The sequence below is a fragment of the Edaphobacter acidisoli genome (assembly GCF_014642855.1).
GTDB lineage: Bacteria > Acidobacteriota > Terriglobia > Terriglobales > Acidobacteriaceae > Edaphobacter > Edaphobacter acidisoli.
Window position 1 is genome coordinate 66805 of record NZ_BMJB01000001.1, and the last position, 17193, is coordinate 83997.

The following is a 17193-nucleotide window of genomic DNA, read 5'->3' on the forward strand; positions in this document are numbered from 1 at the left end:
TCCTACTTGATACGCCACTTGCTCCCAAAGATGCTGCCTACGGCCGAATTTCCTGTTGTCTGAACTGCTCTGATGATTACGGATGATTGCATTAGTCGAGGGCGTAGATGGCCAGGCCGCTGAGGAGCTTCGGGTAGAAGTCGGTGGACTTCTGCGGCATGACTTCGTTGGCGAATGAGACGTCCCTGAGCTGGTCGAGCGTGATGGGTTTGATGAGGAAGGCCACGTCGGCTTCTCCGCTGCGGACTTCGCCGATGGACTCGGAGGCTTCGCGCAGGTAGCGGACGTTGCCGAGTTTGGTGATCGTCTCCGGGCTGAGGCCGAGGATGTGGTCGAGCACGAGCGAGTGGAGCTGCACGACGTCGAGCTGCGCCTGGCGCGCGGGGATTCCGCTGAGCGCTTTGGCAACGGCTTCTGGTTTTGCGGTGAAGAGGTAATTAGCGACTTCCTTCGTCTGGCTGTCGCGCGTGACGGCGATGAAGGCCGTGCCGTTGATGCCGCTAAGGATGGAGACGTCGGGGGTATCGATTTTTTTGATATCGAAGAACTCGCCGGCGCGCTGGGTGAAGTCGGCGACCGAGAAGTTTTCGAGGCCGTGGACGACGCGGTGCGTGGGCAGGATGGTGATGCCGGGGGCTTCCATGTTGACGAAGGTCATCATCATGGCCGCTTCGGGGAAGGCTGGGACGGGCAGGTGGCTTGGGCTGATCTCGCCGTCTTCCTTGATGGGCTCCCAGGGCTGGTTGAGCGAGAGCTTGAGCTGTGCGCTGCGCTCCTTGGCGTAGGCGACGGAGGTCTCGTAGCGGTGGTGGCCGTCGGCGATGATGAGCTTCTTGTCGGCCATGGCGGTGATGATGAGGTTAATCAACCGCGGGTCGGTGAGTTTCCAGACGCGATGGACGACGTTGTACTCGTCGGTGATGGCGAGGTCGGCAGGTGAGCCGGAGTCGGCGCTTTTGCCGTCAGAGCCAAAGATGAGCTTTTCGGCGGTGAAGGCCGGGTCCGAGTAGAGCATGTAAATCTGCTCGCAGTAGGTGCGGGTGGCCTTGAAGAGGCTCATGCGGTCGGACTTGTGCTTGGGGAAGGTCTGCTCGTGGCGGTAGATGACCTTGTCGGCGTAGTCGTAAAGGTGGCCGAGAGCGATGAAGCCGCGGCGCTCGCGCACTTCGCTGGAGTGAGGAACGGTGTAGGTCTGCGAGTAACCGTAGAGGGCAGGCTCGGACTCTTCTTTGAGGATGCCTTCTTTGCGCCAGGAGGTGAGGGTTTCGGCCGCGCGGGTGTAGCAGTTGGACTGCTCGTTGTCGCCAGGTTCGTGCTTGCCGAGGATGACGCGGATGAGGTTGTAGGGGCTCTCCTCGTAGTAGCGCTGCTGCATGGCTGGGGTGATCTTGTCGTAGGGCTGGGTGACGACGTCTTCCATGTTGACGCGGGCGGGGTCGTAACGAAAGGCGCGGAAGGGGTAGATGCGTGCCATTGCTTTGTGATCTCTCCCAAAAATGTCGATATGGCTTGATTGTATCGGGGTTGGTGGGTGAGGAGCTTGCCGCAGCCGTGAGGATAGGCAAAATCAGGCCGGAATTTGGCATCTTACGGAGCGAAGAATCGCGGGTAGAGAAGAAGCGCAAGATTGGGATGACGAAGCGGGTTCGCCTCGCGTCTATATGGGGGAACCGACAAGTAACGTCCCTCGCCTGGGATGGAGGTGGTTGGCGGAACGGACTTGTGCGAGAATCGTCTCCCGGGCTTGACGGCAGAGCCGGGAGAACGAAAGATGGGTCGCAGAGGCCATGATGCGGTACATGGGGTTCTCGGAACGTCGGCAGAGTTTGAGACAGCGGCTGGGATGGCTGCTGGCTGTGGCGATGGTGTTTGCTGCATTTGCTGGTGGAATTTGCCGGGCACAGGAGAATCCGCTGGACGAGGTGCATACGCCGGCGCCTCCGCCTCCGCCGAAGTCGGCTGTGGATACGAGGCCAGTGGTTGAAGGCGCAGACAATGCTGCGCGTTTCGCTACCTCGCGGAGAGATGCGAGGATTCGGGTGGATGTGAACCTGGTGCTGGTTCCGGCGACTGTGACGGACCCGCTGAACCGGCTGGTGACAGGGCTGGATAAGGACAACTTTCAGATATTCGACAACAATGTTGGGCAGGTGATAAAGAACTTCTCGACGCAGGATGCGCCGGTGTCGATTGGGATTGTCTTCGATCTGAGCGGCAGCATGACGTCGAAGTTCGCGCGGGCGCGCAAGGCGCTGGATGCGTTTTTGCGCACGTCGAATCCGCAGGACGAGTTTTTTGTGGTGGGATTTAATGATCGTCCGGCGGTGATTGTCGACTACACATCGGACGTGGACGACATTGATGCGCGCATGGTGATGTTGAAGCCGGAGAACCGCACTGCTCTGATTGATGCGGTGTACCTGGGCGTAGACAAGCTGAGGCAGGCGAAGTATGACCGCAAGGCGCTGCTGATTATCTCCGACGGTGGCGACAACCGCAGCCGCTATACCGAGGGCGAACTGCGCCGGGCGGTACGCGAGAGTGACGTGCAGATTTATTCGATTGGCATCTTCGACCAGTATGCGCCGACGCCTGAGGAGCAGATGGGGCCGGTGCTGCTTTCCGATATTTGCGACATGACGGGCGGGCGCATGTTTCGCGTGATGGATATCGGCGACCTGGCCGATATTGCTACGCGCATCAGCGCGGAGCTGCGCAATGAGTACGTGCTCGGGTACACGCCGTCGGACATGAAGAAGGACGGGAACTGGCGTAAATTGAAGATACGACTCGTGCCGCCGCCGGGACTTCCTCCGCTGACGGTACACAATCGCCAGGGGTACTATGCACCGACGGAGTAGACGAGTTTGGCTGCGGGTGTTCGCGGCCGGGATAGCTTTTTTGCTGGTGGGGACTGCGAGCGGATGGGCGCAGCAGCCGTCGTTAACCGTGGACCGCGATCCGGTGGCCTCGCCGGACCAGGATGTGCCCGCGCCGAGCGCCGCTGGCGCCGCCGCTCCAGCTACATCGGCAGGCGAGATAGAGAAAGAGCACGGGCAGTATACGTTGCACGAAGACGCCTACGAGGTGCGGCTGAATGCTACGGTGCTCGATGGTAGCGGCAAGTCGATCCAGACGCTCGATAAGGACGCATTTCATGTCTATGAAGACGGCGTGCCGCAGACGATCCTCTCGTTCCGGCACGAGGACCTGCCGGTGTCGATTGGGTTGCTGATCGACAGCTCGGGCTCGATGTATGACAAGCGTCCGGCGGTGGACAAGGCATCGCTGGATTTTGTGAAGGTGTCGAATCCGCAGGATGAGGAGTTTCTCGTGGACTTCTCGTGGCAGCCTTACATCGATCAGGATTTTACAAACGACATTAATAAGCTGAAGGACGGGCTGTCGTATGTGAAGTCGAGCGGCGGCACAGCGCTGTACGACGCGCTGGTGGCTTCTGCGGATTACCTGGCGAAGAATGCGAAGCATCCCAAGCAGGTGCTGCTGGTGGTCACCGACGGCGAAGACAATGCTTCGAGCGCGACGCTGGAGCAGACGATTCGCAGGATTCAGGACCTCGATGGGCCGACGATCTATTGCGTGGGATTGCTGTTTGGGCAGGATATCGACAAGCGCGAGGCGCGTCATGCGCGCAGTGTGCTGGAGGCACTGTCTGAGCAGACGGGCGGCGTGGCGTACTTCCCGAAGTCGGTGGACGATGTGGACGCGATTGCGGCGGAGGTGGCCAACGACATTCGTACGCAGTACACGATTGCGTACCACTCGACGAAGTCGCCGACGCTGGGTGGGTATCGTGAGGTGCATGTCGAGGCTCATGAGAAGGGCTATGGAAAGCTTTCGGTGCGGACGCGCACGGGGTATTACCCAAGGGTGCAGGCTGGCGCTGCTGCCGGAGGGTCGGGCTCCTGATGACGCGGGTGGCGGAGTCGATCATTGATCTGGTGGGCGAGACGCCGATGGTGCGGCTGAAGCGGCTGGAGCCGGAGGGCGGCGCGGAGATATGGGCGAAGCTTGAATATCTGAATCCGGGTGGGAGCATCAAAGACCGCGCGGCGCTGGGGATTGTGCTGGATGCGGAGCGGCGCGGAGTGCTGCGGCCTGGCTCGACGATTGTCGAAGCCACGGCAGGCAATACGGGCGTGGGGCTTGCTCTGATCGGTGTCAATCGCGGCTATAACGTGATGCTGTATGTGCCGGAGAACTTCGCGGAAGAGAAGTGCAAGCTGATGCGCGGGCTGGGCGCGACCGTTGTGCGCACGCCGGAAGCTGAAGGCATGGCCGGCGCTATCAGGCGCGCGTTGCAGTTCGAGAGCGGGACGCCAGGAGCGTTTGCGGCTTTGCAGTTTGAGAATCCTGCGAATCCGGATTTTCATGAGCAGACGACAGCCGTCGAGATCTGGGAGCAGATGCAGGGGCGCGTGGATGCATGGATCTCGGGAGTGGGTTCGGCGGGGACGTTTACTGGAGTCGCACGATTCTTGAAGAAAAAGCGCGCGGATATTTTGACGATTGCAGTCGAGCCGCAGGGTAGCGTGTTGAATGGAGGCGAGCCGGGAAAGCATCGCGTGGAAGGGATTGGCGTCTCGTTTATTCCGGCGACGTTCGACCGCAGCGTGTGTGACCGCGTGATGATGGTGAAGGACGATCCGGCGTTCGCGATGGTGAAGCGCCTGGCTACCGAGGCGGGCGTCTTTGGCGGATCGAGTGCCGGTGCGATGGTGTGCGCAGCGATCGACGTGGCGCGGGAGCTGGGCGCGGGCAAGCGTGTCGTGACGGTGATTCCGGACTCGGCGGAGCGGTATCTGTCGAAGGGGCTGCTGGAGTAGAACTTCAGGAAGAGGCAGGCGATGGCGGAGGCAATGAAGCGCGGGTTTGCGACGCGGGCGATTCACGATGGGCAGGAGCCGGAGAAGCTGACCGGCGCCGTAAACGTTCCGATCTTTTTGACTTCGACGTATCAGCAGGAAGAGATTGGAAAGAATAAAGGTCATGAGTATGCGCGGCTGACGAACCCTACGCGCGACGCGCTGGAAGAAAGCCTGTGCTCGCTTGAAGGCGGGACGAGCGCGCATGTGTTCGGCTCCGGCATGGCTGCGATTACCGCGCTGTGCACGATGATGAAGTCGGGCGATCACGTGGTCTGCTCGGACAATGTGTACGGCGGCACGGCGCGCGTCTTCGACAAGGTGCTGGCCAACTATGGGTTGACGTTTACCTATGTCGATTCGAGTGTGACAGAAAATGTCGCCGCGGCGATTCGTCCGGAGACGCGGCTGGTCCACATCGAGACGCCGACCAATCCGATGATGGCGATCACCGATATTGCTGCCGTGGCGAGGATTTGCCACGAGCGCGGTGTGGAGCTGAGTGTCGATAACACTTTCTTATCACCCTATTTGCAGCAGCCTATCGCCATGGGCGCGGACATCGTGATGCACTCGACGACGAAGTTCCTGAACGGCCATTCGGATGGGCTTGGTGGCGTGCTGATTTGCACGAAGCCGGAGCAGGCGGAGCGGTTTCGTTTTGTGCAGAAGTGCACAGGCGGGATTCTGTCGCCGTTTGAGAGCTATCTGCTGCTGCGCGGCGTGAAGACGCTGGCCGTGCGGATGAAGCAGCACGATGCGAACGGGCGCGTGGTGGCGCGGTTTCTGGAAGGGCATCCGAAGGTGAAGGCGGTGTTCTATCCGGGGCTTGAGTCGCATCCGCAGCATGGGCTGGCGGTGCGGCAACAGCGCGGGTTTGGGTCGATGCTCTCGATTGAGCTGGGGTCGCTCGAAAACGCGAACCGCTTTGCGAAGTCGCTGCGGCTGGGCTTTCTCGCAGAATCGTTGGGCGGCGTGGAGACGCTGGTGTGTCATCCGGCGACGATGACCCACGCGGCCATTGGCCCCGAAGGTCGCGCGCGGTTGGGGATTACCGATGGGCTGATGCGCATCTCTGTGGGGATCGAGGACGTTGAGGACATTGTCGCTGACCTGGAGCAGGCGCTGGATCAGGTGTAGCGTCGGCGTCAGGAGCGCTCTCCGACGTGAAGCCGGACGATCTGATGAGGCTGTGCAATGACGCGGAAGGTGGCGATGTTGCCGGTCGTGTCTGTGGGCTGTGGGTCGGAGTCGATGCTCCAGCCTTTGCGGAGGGGTTGGCTGATCACGAAGGTGACGGCGCTCGAAGTTGTGTTCTGAAGCACGTACTCGCGTTCGCTGATATAGACGCGGATGTTTTTAGGGCCTTTGGTTGTCGTGTTCGGCTCGATATGGCTGGATGCAAGTTGGCTTTCGAGATGACATACGACATGATCGTAGCGGTAATGCAGCTTTGGGTTAGGGATGGTAGCCGTTGGCGAGGGCTGCGTCACGATGCGGCAGCGTGAATCCACGTGAATCTCAGTTGGTGTGGGCGATGGAAATTGTTGGGCGATGAGCGTGGCAGCGGCAAGGACGGAGGCAGAGACGGTTGCAAAAGAGACAGCAGACAGCTTCATGGACGAAGCTCCGAATTTGAGATGCCATCATCATACTTCGTACCAAAAACGCTTCAATCAATTTCACTGTTTCGACTATACAAAATTGTGATAGATATATTAGTTTCTATTATGCACTTGCAGGAGCTTGCATGTTCGGGTTGACTCAGGAACAGGAGCAGTTGCGCAGAGAGGTCCGCGAATTTGCCGAGCGCGAGGTGAAGCCGCACGTCGCGGAGTGGGACGAGAAGAGCCAGTTTCCGCATGAGGTGGTGAAGAAGCTGGGCGCGATGGGGCTGATGGGTGTGATCTTTCCCGAGTCGCTGGGCGGCGCGGGGATGGGCTATGTGGAGTACGTGCTGGCCGTGGAAGAGCTCTCGCGCGTAGATGGCAGCATCGGGATTATTGTGGCTTCGCACAACTCGCTTTGTACGAACCACATTATGCTGGCGGGCAACGATGAACAACGTAAGCGTTGGGTGACGAAGCTGGCGAGCGGCGAGTGGCTGGGCGCGTGGGGACTGACTGAGCCGGGGTCGGGCTCGGATGCAGGTGGGCTTCGCACGACGGCTACGAAGCGCGGCGATGGCTGGGTGCTGAATGGGTCGAAGACGTTCATCACGAATGGGAGCTATGCGAACTGCGTGCTGGTGCTGGCCGCAACTGACAAAGAGAAGGGAACGCATGGAGGCATTTCGGCGTTTGTGGTGGAGCGAGGGACGAAGGGGTTTCGCTCGGGCAAGAAGGAGAACAAACTCGGGCTGCGTGCGAGCGATACCGCTGAGTTGATCTTCGAGGACTGCGAGATTCCCACAGAGAACCTTGTCGGCAAAGAGGGCGATGGCTTCAAGGACGCAATGCGCGTGCTGGATGGCGGGAGAATTTCGATTGCGGCGTTGAGCCTGGGGATGGCGCGCGGTGCGCTCGATGCTGCGGTGGAATATGCGCAGCAGCGGAAGCAGTTTGGCAAACCGATCAGCGAGTTTCAGGCAATTCAGTTCAAGTTTGCCGATATGGCGACAGAGTTGGATGCGGCCTGGCTGCTGACGATGCGCGCGGCTCAGATGAAGGATGCGGGGATGCGCGTGACGCGCGAGTCGGCGATGGCGAAGCTGTATGCGAGCGAGGCCGCGTGCAGAATCTGCGACGCTGGCGTGCAGATTCACGGAGGGTATGGGTTCATCAAGGACTATCCGGCGGAGAAGTTTTACCGCGACGTGAGGCTGTGCCCGATCGGCGAAGGCACGAGTGAGATTCAGCGCATGGTGATTGCGCGCGAGATTCTGGGGAAGATGCCTTCGCGCGGCTGAGTTGCTCAGAGGTCTGAGTTGCTTAGAGATTAAAGGGCCAGACGCGCTGGACTGTTTTATAGAGAATCTGTTCGTGATCTTCAGGCGGCAGAAAGCCGAGATGATCGCGGAAGAGCGAGACGGCCTGTGCGTAGGAGAGGTCCTTCAGGCAGATAGGCCAGTCGGTTCCCCACATCAGGCGATTGGCGCCGAAGGTGCGGTAGAGATGTTTGACCTGCTCGGCGGAATCTGCGTAAGGATAGGGCTGCTTCGAGAGCGACCACATGTGCGAGATTTTGACGAAGACCTTCGGATAGCGTGCCAGGGCGAGTAACAGATCGAGTTGTTCCGGCTGACCGAGCGGGCAGTCGGCCATGTGGTCGATGACGACGGTGAGGTCGGGGTTCTGCTCGATGAGTGGGATGAGGTCGGTCATGCGCGTGACTGGCGCGAGGATCGTCATGGGGACTTTGAGTTGGGCGCAGCGGCGCCAGAGCGGCGGCATCAGCGGGCCTCGAATCCAGTCGCCTTCTGGCGTAGCGGATGGACTGAGGCGGACACCGTGGAAGCCTTGCACTTCGGTGAGGCGGCTGAGTTGATCGGGGGCCGCGGGGTCTTCGGGGTTGACGCGGCAGACACCTTTGAACGTGCGTGGATAGCGTTTGAGCACGCTGGCAAGATAGCTGTTATCCCACTTGTAATGGATGACCTGGATGAGCACGGTGCGCGCGACGTGATTGCTGTGCATCAGGCCGAGGAGTGTCTCCACGGTTGCGTTGTCGGGCTGCGGATGCGCTCCAGGTGCGAAAGGGAAGGCTGGGTCGCGCTTCCAGACGTGCACGTGTGAGTCGATGAGTAGCTGTTGAGATTCCGCGCGCACTTGTTGCGTTGGCATGGACAGCGCGAGTGAGCTGGCGAGAAAGCGGCGGCGGTCCACGATGCGGTCTTCTCCTGCAAACAGTGGCCAAAGATGCGGCTAGAAACTGCGCTGCACGCTGGTAAGTTTAGCTGGCGTGGCCTGCAGCGTGATAGTGGACGGTGGCAGGCCCGGAGCCGCGGCGGTTACAACGATCTTTCCTGAAGGCGCGGTGGCGCGGACGATGGCGATGGCGTTGCCATCGTAGAGCTTGCGATCGGTGGCGTGGAAGGGATCGTGGTCGTAGAGGTTGCCGTTGCCGACGGCGATGATCTTTGCCGGGCCGGAGATGGTGAAGTGGACGCGCGTCTCGCTGTCGGGGATGACGGTGCCGTTTGCGTCTTCGAGGGTTGCGGTGAGGTAGGCAACGTCGTTCCAGTCTGGCGTGAGTGTTGGTGCGGTTTCGCGCGTTGGCTTGTTGGTGAGATGCGCGGCGGCGAGGCCGGTTGAGAGTGCGAGGCGTGCGGGTGCTCCTGCGGTGCGGAGTTCGTCTTCGGCGACGATCTTTCCGTTGGTGCGCGCGATGGCTTTGAGCGTGCCGGAGGCGTAGGGCACATCGTACGTGATGGGGCTGGCGTCGGGGTGCAGTTTTTGCGCGCCGAGCGATTTGCCGTTGAGGAAGAGTTCGACCTCATCGGCGTTGGTGTAGACCTCGACGTGTTCGATGTGTGGTGACTGATCCTTCGGTGTCCAATCAAGCAGGAGCGACGGGCCGAAGCGAGTGGTGGGGTCGAGTGGTGTCTTTGGCGTGACTTGCTGGCTGTTGGAAGTGGGTGAAGCGTAGCCGGGGTCGGTGGGCGAGCGGCGCGCGGGCACGATGCGGCGGGCGATGCGGACCATCGGGGCGGTGCTCCACCAGGACTGGCGCTCGAATGCGCGTGCGCGGGGGAACGAGGTGGTGAGCAACAGTCCGCTGCCTGCACCGATGCGCGGCCAGCGACCGGCCTCGCCGAGATAGTCGATGCCGGTCCAGAGGAACTGTCCGGAGTACTCAGGATGATCACGCATTGCAACCCACTGGTTGCGGTCGTGCGTGTTCTCGGTGCCGATGATCTTGCGTGTAGGCTTCTGCGCGTGTGCGGCGAGAATCTCCTGCTCGCGGTAGTTCTGGCCGATGACGTCGAGCAGGTCGGCGAGGCCGTCGGTGTAGTCGTGCGAGGCGTTGGGCCGGAAGAGCGCTTGCGTGACGGGACGCGTGAGGTCGTTGGCGTGCGCGGTGGCGACGAGGCGCTTGAGAATGGGGATGGCGATATCGGGATGCGGCGTGTCGTGAATCTCGTTGCCGACGGACCAGAGGATGATGCTGGGATGGTTGCGGTCGCGCTGGATGGCAGACGCTTCGTCGCGCTCGGACCAGTCGCGGAAGTAGAGGTGGTAGTCGTAGCGGTTTTTGCCGACGGTCCAGCAGTCGAAGAACTCGTCCATGACGAGAAAGCCCATGCGATCTGCGAGATCGAGGAACTCCGGCGCGGGAGGGTTGTGCGCGGTGCGGATGGCGTTGACCCCGAGTGCGCGCAGAGCGGTGAGGCGACGTTGCCACGCGGCGAGCGGGACCGCGGTGCCGAGTGCGCCTGCGTCAGTGTGCAGAGCTGCGCCGTAGATTTTGTGATGGACACCGTTCAGGAAGAAACCTTTGTCGGCGTCGAAGTGAAACTCGCGAATGCCGAAGGGGACGTCTTCGTTGTCGATGGCTTTGCCGTCGCGCACGAGCGTTGCCTTTGCGGTGTAGAGCGCGCCGTGGCCGAGGTCCCAGCGGTTGGGGTTGGTAATGCTGGTCTCGGCGGTGAGGTCGGCTGTCTGGTTGGGTGCGAGCGTCTGCGCAGGTGAGGTGAAGGTTTTGACCGCGTGGCCATTGGGCGCAACAAGCGTGATGGAGAGCGAGATTTTTGCGGAGCGATCTGACTGATTGATGATGGTGTCGCGGACGTGGATGGTTGCGCGTGCGGCTGAGACCGCAGGTGTGGTGACGAAGGTCCCCCACTGTGCGATGTGTGTGTTGGAGACGGTGATGAGGCGGACCTGGCGGTTGATGCCTGCTCCGGGATACCAGCGTGAGGCGGGCTGCTCGGAGTCGTCGACGCGGACGGCGATGGTGTTTGAGCCGGCGTGGAGATGTGGCGTCAGGTCGTAGTAGAAGCTGGTGTAGCCGTAGGGATGGTGGCCGAGCAGTGCGCCGTTGATGTAGACATCGCTGTTGGCCATGACGCCGTCGAAGACGATGTAGGTGTGATGGTCGGGCGCGGGGTTGAACTCGAACGTTTTGCGATACCAGCCGATGCCCGCGGGAAAGAAGCCTCCGCCCTGGCCGGTGGTGTTGCTGGGATCGACGGGCCCGGCGATGGCCCAGTCGTGCGGGAGCGTGACGGTCTGCCACGAAGAGTCGTCGAAGGTGGGCTGCTGTGCGTTCGATGCGTCGGATTGGAGAAAGCGCCAGCCAGAGTCAAATGACTGGATGTTGCGTGGATGCGTTGAGTGTTGTGCAACGAGGGCGGATGTCGCGAGAAGAACCGTGGCGAGAAGAAGAATTCGGCGGTGCATGTGACTCCTGTTGCCCTCGACGAGATTTGTGGAGCTGCGGAAGCCCATGTCTCAAAAGCGAGACCTGGGCTCCCGCATGATTTGCTACCTGGGAGTTCCGGTTGGTGTGGGCATGGTTGGGTTGTATTTCGTCGCAAGCTCCGGCGTGGACTGCACGTCGGCTGCCGGTGGGTTGACTGCTTTTTTCACCTCGACGCCGAAGACGTAGCTGGGGCCGAACATGTTGCTGGTAAAGATGACCATGCTCTTGTCGGGCGTAAAGCGGACGTTGGGCTCTTCGCGGTAGTTGTGATGCGACATGTTGACGAGGTGCTCGGCCTGGAAGACGCCTGGTTGCCAGAAGGCTGGATCGTTGATCGCGCCCTGGCCTGTAATCATGCGTGGATGGAAGAGCTCGAGCCACTCACCGTCCGGAGCCTTCGCGACCTGGCCGGGATCGCCGCCATCGCCGCAGAAGAGGTCGAGGTCGCGTGTGAGGTTGAAGTGAATCGACCACTCGTTGCGCTGCATGTGGTACGCGGTGCGGCGGCCTGTTTCGAGGTTATAGCCGGCGAGGAAGAAGTCTTCGCCCTTGGGATACTGCCAGTCGTACCAGATGGTCTTGCCGTCGAGGCCCCAGAACTCGTGGCCTGCAATCTCCATGTACATGGTGCGCTTGTGGATGAGCGTGTTGTGCGTGCCATCGGTGTGGATCATCCAGATGCGATCGACCTTCTGCCAGGGGCCTTCGTGGCAATACATCAGCAGGTCGGGGTCGGTGGGTGAGAAGAGCAGATGATTGACCCAGTCGGTGGAGTGAAGCAGTATCTTCACATCGCCGGGTTTTTCGCCGTTGGGACCGGGCTCAAGCCGGATGGTGAAGAGCACGAGCGGAAGATGCGCAGCGAGTCGGCGCTCCATCATCTCGCCTTTGCTCTGGGGCTGGTAGTGCGGACCCTGGCTCGCGCTGGCTACGCGGTTGTCGGTCTTGCGCGCATTGGGAAGATTGGAGCCGTATTCCTGGTTCTGGTGGTCGCCCTCGATGTAGGTTCCAGCAGCAAGTGTCTCGTCGGCGTTGACGCTGACGATGTTCATGTGAGCAGGCAGGTCGATGAGTTTGCGTACTTCTCCGGTGTTCGTGTTGGCCTTGTAGACCGAAGTGACGCGGGTGGTGGGGTCGGTCTTGGTGAAGAAGATGCTGTTGGTTTTGTGGCCGACGACGAGCGCATGGACGTTGCCGAGCCAGAAGCCGCGATGGTTGGTTTCATTCGCTGGTCTGGGCGGATTGGGCACGAGCAGGCGCGTCTTTCTGGTTGCGAGATCGAGCACGTGGATGCCGTCGGGCGCGGTGTAGACCATCTGCTTCTCGTCGGGCGTGTAGGCATTGACGTTGAAGTAGAAGGCGCCGGAGTTGGGTTCGTTGGAGAGGCGCCAGACACGGTGGCCTGTGTCCTGATCGACCCAGGTGGTGGGCGGCGTTTGTGCGGCAAGCGGCAGGGCAATAGCGAGCGCAAGCGCTGACACAGCAAAGCGCATGAGTTTAGGCATGATACAAAGCTCCTTTTGCTGGCGAGAGATTTATACACCGTTGACGATGCAGTAGGGAAATAGTTTCCAAATGGGAACTTTAATTTTTCAAAGCTCTTGCAGGTGTCGTTGATGGGCGTGTGCGAAGGTGAGTTATAGCAAGGGCCGAACTACACTGAAGATATGAGCAGGACGGCAACTTCTTCGGTCAGTTCATTTCAAGAGATTGCGACGAAGGTCGCGGACGGCAGGCGCGTGGAACGCGAAGAGGCGCGCTGGCTGTGGCAGAATGCGTCGGACGAGGAGTTGCGCTCGCTGGCCGCTGTGGTGCGTGGGCGGTTTCATCAGCCGGGCTCGTGCACGTACATGGTGATGCGGATTATCAACTACACCAATGTGTGTGTGGCCCAGTGCGACTACTGCGCGTTCTATCGGCTGCCGGGGCAGGAGGGCGGCTACGTGCTGAGCCAGGATGAGGTCTTCCGCAAGCTCGACGAGTTGCTCGTTCTTGGCGGAGATTTAGCTGCGTTCAACGGCGGCTTCAATCCGCATCTTCCGCTCAGCTACTACTGCGACCTGTTTGCGGGGATTCGCGCGCGCTATGGCGAGCGGCTGGAGTTCTACGCGCTGACGATTGCGGAGTTTATGTATCTGGCCGATCACGCGAAGCTGAGCTATGCCGACGCTGCAGCGCGGCTGAAGGCCGCAGGTGTGCGGTGGATTACAGGCGGCGGCTCAGAGATTTTGACGGAGGAGTTTCGCGCGCGGCACTCGAAGTTCAAGTACACCGTTCGGGAGTACTTCGAAGCGCAACGGGCCATCCTGGATGCAGGTTTGAAGACGACAGCGACGATGGTGATTGGCTTCGACGAGACACTCGACGAACGGCTGGAGCATCTGGAACGCACGCGTCAGTTTCAGGACGAGACGGGCGGATTGGCGAGCTTTCTCTGCTGGACGTTCAAACCGTACTTCACGCAACTGGGCGGCATCGAAATCAGCACACAGGAGTATCTGAGGCATCTTGCGTTGTCGCGGATTTATCTGGACAACATTCCACGCATCCGCACGTCGGTGCTGACGCAGAATGAGAAGGCGCTCGAAGGATTGAACTATGGTGCGGATGACTTCGATCTGCCGATTGAAGATGAGGTGACGCAGAAGGCAGGCGCAACGATCAGCCTCGACTTCGAGCGGATACTCAGCTACGCGCGAGAGCTTGGGTTTGAGCCGACGTATCGGCATGTTGCGCTGGGAGCTGTCGACGCCGCGCGCACCTAGCTACTTCATGCGCCGCAGCGCAACTTGCGCGGCGTTGTATCCGCACATGCCGTGCACGCCTCCGCCGGGGGGCGTCGAGGACGAGCAGAGATAAAGATCGCTGGCCGAGGTTTGGTAGAGCAGGCCTGTGGGGCGAAAGACAAGCTGGCGCAGGTCCATCGCGCCTCCGCTGATGTCACCGCCAACGAGGTTTGCGTCCATGCCTTCGAGGCCCGCCGGTGTGAAGACGCGGCGCGCGAGGACCGAGTCGCGGAATCCAGGAGCGAAGCGCTCGATCTGATCTTCGATGGCGTTCAGACAGTCTTCGTTCCAGCCATTGGGGACGTGGCAGTAGGCCCAGGCGATGTGCTTGCCTTCCGGCGCGCGTGTTGGATCAAACAGTGTTGGCTGTACGACGATGAGGAATGGACGGTCCGCGACTTTGCCATGCACGACAGCAGCCTCGGATGCAGCAATCTCGTCCATGCTTCCTCCAACATGCACGGTTGCAGCGCGTAGACACTCGGGGGCCGTCCACGGGATGGGATTCGATAGCGCGTAATCAACCTTGAATACGCCAGGGCCGTAGCGATAGCGTTGGAGACGGTTGCGATAGCCGGGTGAGAGTTTTTCGCCTGCGATGCTGATGAGCTGCCGTGGTGTGAGATCGCAAAGCGTCAGCTCGCATGGAGGCAATTGCTCGAAGGTTTCGATGGGCGATGATGTGTGAACGACACCGCCTAGCGTTTCAAGATAGCGACACAGCGCGTTTGTAATCGACTGCGAACCACCTCGTGGAATGGGCCATCCGACGGCATGAGCGGCGGCGCCTAACACCAGTCCGAATGATGCACTGGCCGCTGCATCGAGACTGAGGAAAGAGTGAGCCGCAAGTCCTGCAAAGAGCGCTCGCGCCCGCTCGTTGCGAAAATGACGGCGGGCCACAAAGCGCGCAGAGGCGAGCGCATCCTGCGCGAACTTTGCGAGCAGCATGGGATGGCGCGGTATGGAAAGTGGGGGACGAAGGATGTCTTCCGTGAAATTGTTCCAGTGAGATGCCAGCGGCTCCATCATGCTGCGCCACGCTGCGCCGTCTTCTCCAAGTGCGGCTTGCGCGTCATCAAAGCTGCGCTCCAGCATGACGGCTGTGCCGTCATCCAGGGGATGAGCGAGCGGCGCGGGCGAGTGAATCCATTCGAGGCCATGATCGGCTAGCGGCAATGTCTGGAAGAATGGCGAGCCTGCCGCCATGGGATGAACCGCGGAGCCGAAGTCGTGATGGAAACCGGGAAGCGTGAGGTCGAGCGTGCGTGCCGCTCCGCCGGGCTGAGGCTCGGCTTCAAAGACCCTGACTTCAAAGCCGGACTGCGCCAGTGCAATGGCTGCCGCCAGGCCGTTCGGTCCAGCACCGATAACGCAGGCTTTTCCCTGCTGCGATTCATGCGTGCGGTTCTGAGGCAGCTGGTTCATGTCGTAACTCTCGCAGATTGCTCTCTATCTACCGGATGCTTCTTGCGCCGCTAAGGTTGTGGCGTAGTCAGTGGACGTTCGATCACAATGCCAACTTTGCCATCGGGATTCATTGCCAGTGTTGGTGCATAAGCGCCTAATAACTTGCGATGCCACCAGATACCTTGCGTGCGCTTCTCTTGCATGGTGCTGAACCAGTACTGCCATAAGACAGCGCGGATGAGTTGCGGCGGCTTGTTCGGAAATGGATTCCCGGCAAAGAGTGCCAGCACGTCGGAGTCGTTGGTCAGCAGACGTTCTTCTGTGCGCGGAACGATAGGGTATTCGGTCCACGTGCCGAGCGATGCGAACCAGAGATTCCAGTCGAAGCGCGGCTGATACGGAGCATAGATGCTGGGAGGGACGCGGACATCCTGCGGCTTATAACGGTAAGGATAGGCAAGCCAGGTTGTGCCGTCGTTCGATCCTTGAAATTCGATCTCGTAGCGGTTAGGCGTCATCACGGCGAAGAGGCCGTATTGGTTGGCGATACGGAACGGCTCCAGCGCAGAGACAGGCAGTTCGGGCAAAGGAATCTCACGCCAGAACATCTGCAACATGGGAAGCGTTGTTGCGTAGAAGATCCACGTGAGCATGACCGTGATGAAGGCAAGACGGAGCGAACGCAAGTGATGTTTGATGCGTGTGGGAAGTGCCACTGGGACATCTTCAGAAGGGATGATCTCAGGAGCAGACTCGGTTGCGACGGCAAGATTCGCTCTCCACCTCAGCGGGACGAAGTGCATCAGGAATCGATCGTCGAGTAGCAAAAAGCCCAGCGCGAGGACGATGTAGTTCAGGAACGCATAATTCGCTGTGAGGATCACCGCAATCTGCCACGGTGTTGCGATGAGGAAACAGGCGATGCGCCAGCGTCGCGGCAGAAACAGCATCCACACGATGATGAGTTCGAGCGCAAACGTAGCCAGCACCGTTCCTGCGTGAAACCAATGCGGCATGTGCTGGACGTACCAGCCGATCCATGTAGGCAGCGGGCCATTCTGGTAGTACTGGTCCATTGCTGTGAGGTGCCGCCACTCCGGATCTCCGCTGGCGAGCTTGACCACGCCGGACTCGAAGTAAATGCGGAACCACTCCCACTGCAACAGGAACAGACTGGCGCGCGGGGCGAGCGAGGTCTTTCCCCAGCCAGGCCAAAAACCACGTGGTGCAAAGAACAGAGCGATGAAGCCGGCTTCGAGCAGCATGCCGTCGGACTGATAGCTGGAAAAATCGCCCGCCGCGCTGACGAAGGAGAGACAGCAGACGAAGCAGATCAGCAACATCGCACGCGGCCAGACGTTCACGATGGAAAGCAGCGAAGCGATGATGCCGACCCAGCAGAGCGCCATCAGCATGTGCGAGCTCGTCGAAAACCACAGCAAAGTAGGGGCGAACCAGAAGCGCAGTTGCCCAAGATGCTCTGCTGCCGACTCGAGGTATTCGCTTGCAGGTAGGATGCCCTGCGGGCCAATCAGTCCGCGAATCTGAAAGATGAGTGAGTAGAACGCGGAGAAATAGATAAGGCCGAGTGCTCGCAAGAAAATCCATCGCGCGATCTGACAGTCGGGCGCGCCCTTCTCGGGCGCGAACCAACGGTGAACCGTCAGTGCGATGGATGTGTTCATCTGCGTTCGAGATTATAGTTCCACCAGCGGTGTTGAGTACTTCAGATGTGCAGCGTCTGCTAA

Annotated in this window: 13 protein-coding genes; 6 read left to right on the top strand and 7 right to left on the bottom strand. The window is 60.2% G+C overall.

The annotated features are described in order from the left end of the window. Positions 1–91: 91 nt before the first annotated feature. A complete protein-coding gene (locus IEX36_RS00255) occupies positions 92–1474 on the bottom strand; it encodes a DUF1015 domain-containing protein (protein ID WP_188757389.1) in 1383 nt (460 codons plus the stop codon). A 325-nt stretch (positions 1475–1799) separates the two neighbouring features. Between IEX36_RS00255 and IEX36_RS00260 the strand changes: the two genes are divergently transcribed. The 4 genes from IEX36_RS00260 to IEX36_RS00275 are packed head-to-tail and all read left to right on the top strand — an operon-like array spanning position 1800 to position 6026. Next, positions 1800–2861 carry a VWA domain-containing protein gene (locus IEX36_RS00260; protein ID WP_229668573.1) on the top strand — a complete coding sequence of 354 codons (1062 nt, stop codon included), beginning with the start codon at positions 1800–1802 and terminating at the stop codon, positions 2859–2861. Between the two features lie 16 nt (positions 2862–2877). After that, positions 2878–3930: a VWA domain-containing protein gene (locus IEX36_RS00265; RefSeq protein ID WP_229668574.1), complete on the top strand. Its 1053-nt coding sequence runs from the start codon at positions 2878–2880 to the stop codon at positions 3928–3930. After that, positions 3930–4847 (top strand): PLP-dependent cysteine synthase family protein, encoded by a 918-nt coding sequence (locus IEX36_RS00270; protein WP_188757392.1) that lies wholly within the window; start codon positions 3930–3932, stop codon positions 4845–4847. The genes IEX36_RS00265 and IEX36_RS00270 overlap by 1 nt, the downstream gene beginning before the upstream one ends. 21 nt (positions 4848–4868) lie before the next feature. Then, positions 4869–6026: a trans-sulfuration enzyme family protein gene (locus tag IEX36_RS00275; RefSeq protein ID WP_188757393.1), complete on the top strand. Its 1158-nt coding sequence runs from the start codon at positions 4869–4871 to the stop codon at positions 6024–6026. A gap of 8 nt (positions 6027–6034) precedes the next feature. Here IEX36_RS00275 and IEX36_RS00280 read toward each other — a convergent pair whose 3' ends face one another. Next, positions 6035–6505 (bottom strand): hypothetical protein, encoded by a 471-nt coding sequence (locus IEX36_RS00280; protein ID WP_188757394.1) that lies wholly within the window; start codon positions 6503–6505, stop codon positions 6035–6037. 131 nt (positions 6506–6636) lie between these two features. Here IEX36_RS00280 and IEX36_RS00285 point away from each other — a divergent pair, with 131 nt between their 5' ends. Then, positions 6637–7794 carry an acyl-CoA dehydrogenase gene (locus IEX36_RS00285; protein ID WP_188757395.1) on the top strand — a complete coding sequence of 386 codons (1158 nt, stop codon included), beginning with the start codon at positions 6637–6639 and terminating at the stop codon, positions 7792–7794. 22 nt (positions 7795–7816) lie between these two features. On the opposite strand, the gene IEX36_RS00290 is transcribed toward IEX36_RS00285, so the two are convergent. From IEX36_RS00290 to IEX36_RS00300, 3 genes are all read right to left on the bottom strand, one after another. Beyond that, positions 7817–8710, bottom strand: a complete 894-nt coding sequence (locus IEX36_RS00290) for an amidohydrolase family protein (protein ID WP_229668575.1) — start codon at positions 8708–8710, stop codon at positions 7817–7819. Between the two features lie 39 nt (positions 8711–8749). Further along, positions 8750–11227 carry a glycoside hydrolase family 2 TIM barrel-domain containing protein gene (locus IEX36_RS00295; protein WP_188757396.1) on the bottom strand — a complete coding sequence of 826 codons (2478 nt, stop codon included), beginning with the start codon at positions 11225–11227 and terminating at the stop codon, positions 8750–8752. 84 nt (positions 11228–11311) lie between these two features. Beyond that, positions 11312–12754 (bottom strand): oligogalacturonate lyase family protein, encoded by a 1443-nt coding sequence (locus IEX36_RS00300; protein ID WP_188757397.1) that lies wholly within the window; start codon positions 12752–12754, stop codon positions 11312–11314. Positions 12755–12916: 162 nt separating this feature from the next. On the opposite strand from IEX36_RS00300, the gene IEX36_RS00305 reads away from it, so the two are divergent. Beyond that, positions 12917–14014 (top strand): radical SAM protein, encoded by a 1098-nt coding sequence (locus IEX36_RS00305; protein ID WP_188757398.1) that lies wholly within the window; start codon positions 12917–12919, stop codon positions 14012–14014. Here the strand turns inward: IEX36_RS00305 and IEX36_RS00310 are convergent, their stop codons facing one another. Next, positions 14015–15463, bottom strand: coding sequence for a phytoene desaturase family protein (locus tag IEX36_RS00310; protein WP_188757399.1), 1449 nt, complete (start codon positions 15461–15463; stop codon positions 14015–14017). A 50-nt stretch (positions 15464–15513) separates the two neighbouring features. Beyond that, the gene (locus IEX36_RS00315) at positions 15514–17130 is read right to left on the bottom strand and encodes a lipase maturation factor family protein (RefSeq protein ID WP_188757400.1); all 1617 of its coding nucleotides are present in this window, start codon (positions 17128–17130) and stop codon (positions 15514–15516) included. Positions 17131–17193 lie beyond the last annotated feature (63 nt).

Excerpts from the sequence above, each read along its gene's own strand:
- IEX36_RS00270 (WP_188757392.1), top strand. The coding sequence starts at position 3,930 with ATGACGCGGGTGGCGGAGTCGATCATTGATCTGGTGGGCGAGACGCCG.
- IEX36_RS00315 (WP_188757400.1), bottom strand. The coding sequence starts at position 17,130 with ATGAACACATCCATCGCACTGACGGTTCACCGTTGGTTCGCGCCCGAG.
- IEX36_RS00305 (WP_188757398.1), top strand. The coding sequence starts at position 12,917 with ATGAGCAGGACGGCAACTTCTTCGGTCAGTTCATTTCAAGAGATTGCG.
- IEX36_RS00275 (WP_188757393.1), top strand. The coding sequence starts at position 4,869 with ATGGCGGAGGCAATGAAGCGCGGGTTTGCGACGCGGGCGATTCACGAT.
- IEX36_RS00300 (WP_188757397.1), bottom strand. The coding sequence starts at position 12,754 with ATGCCTAAACTCATGCGCTTTGCTGTGTCAGCGCTTGCGCTCGCTATT.
- IEX36_RS00260 (WP_229668573.1), top strand. The coding sequence starts at position 1,800 with ATGGGGTTCTCGGAACGTCGGCAGAGTTTGAGACAGCGGCTGGGATGG.
- IEX36_RS00280 (WP_188757394.1), bottom strand. The coding sequence starts at position 6,505 with ATGAAGCTGTCTGCTGTCTCTTTTGCAACCGTCTCTGCCTCCGTCCTT.
- IEX36_RS00310 (WP_188757399.1), bottom strand. The coding sequence starts at position 15,463 with ATGAACCAGCTGCCTCAGAACCGCACGCATGAATCGCAGCAGGGAAAA.
- IEX36_RS00295 (WP_188757396.1), bottom strand. The coding sequence starts at position 11,227 with ATGCACCGCCGAATTCTTCTTCTCGCCACGGTTCTTCTCGCGACATCC.
- IEX36_RS00285 (WP_188757395.1), top strand. The coding sequence starts at position 6,637 with ATGTTCGGGTTGACTCAGGAACAGGAGCAGTTGCGCAGAGAGGTCCGC.
- IEX36_RS00255 (WP_188757389.1), bottom strand. The coding sequence starts at position 1,474 with ATGGCACGCATCTACCCCTTCCGCGCCTTTCGTTACGACCCCGCCCGC.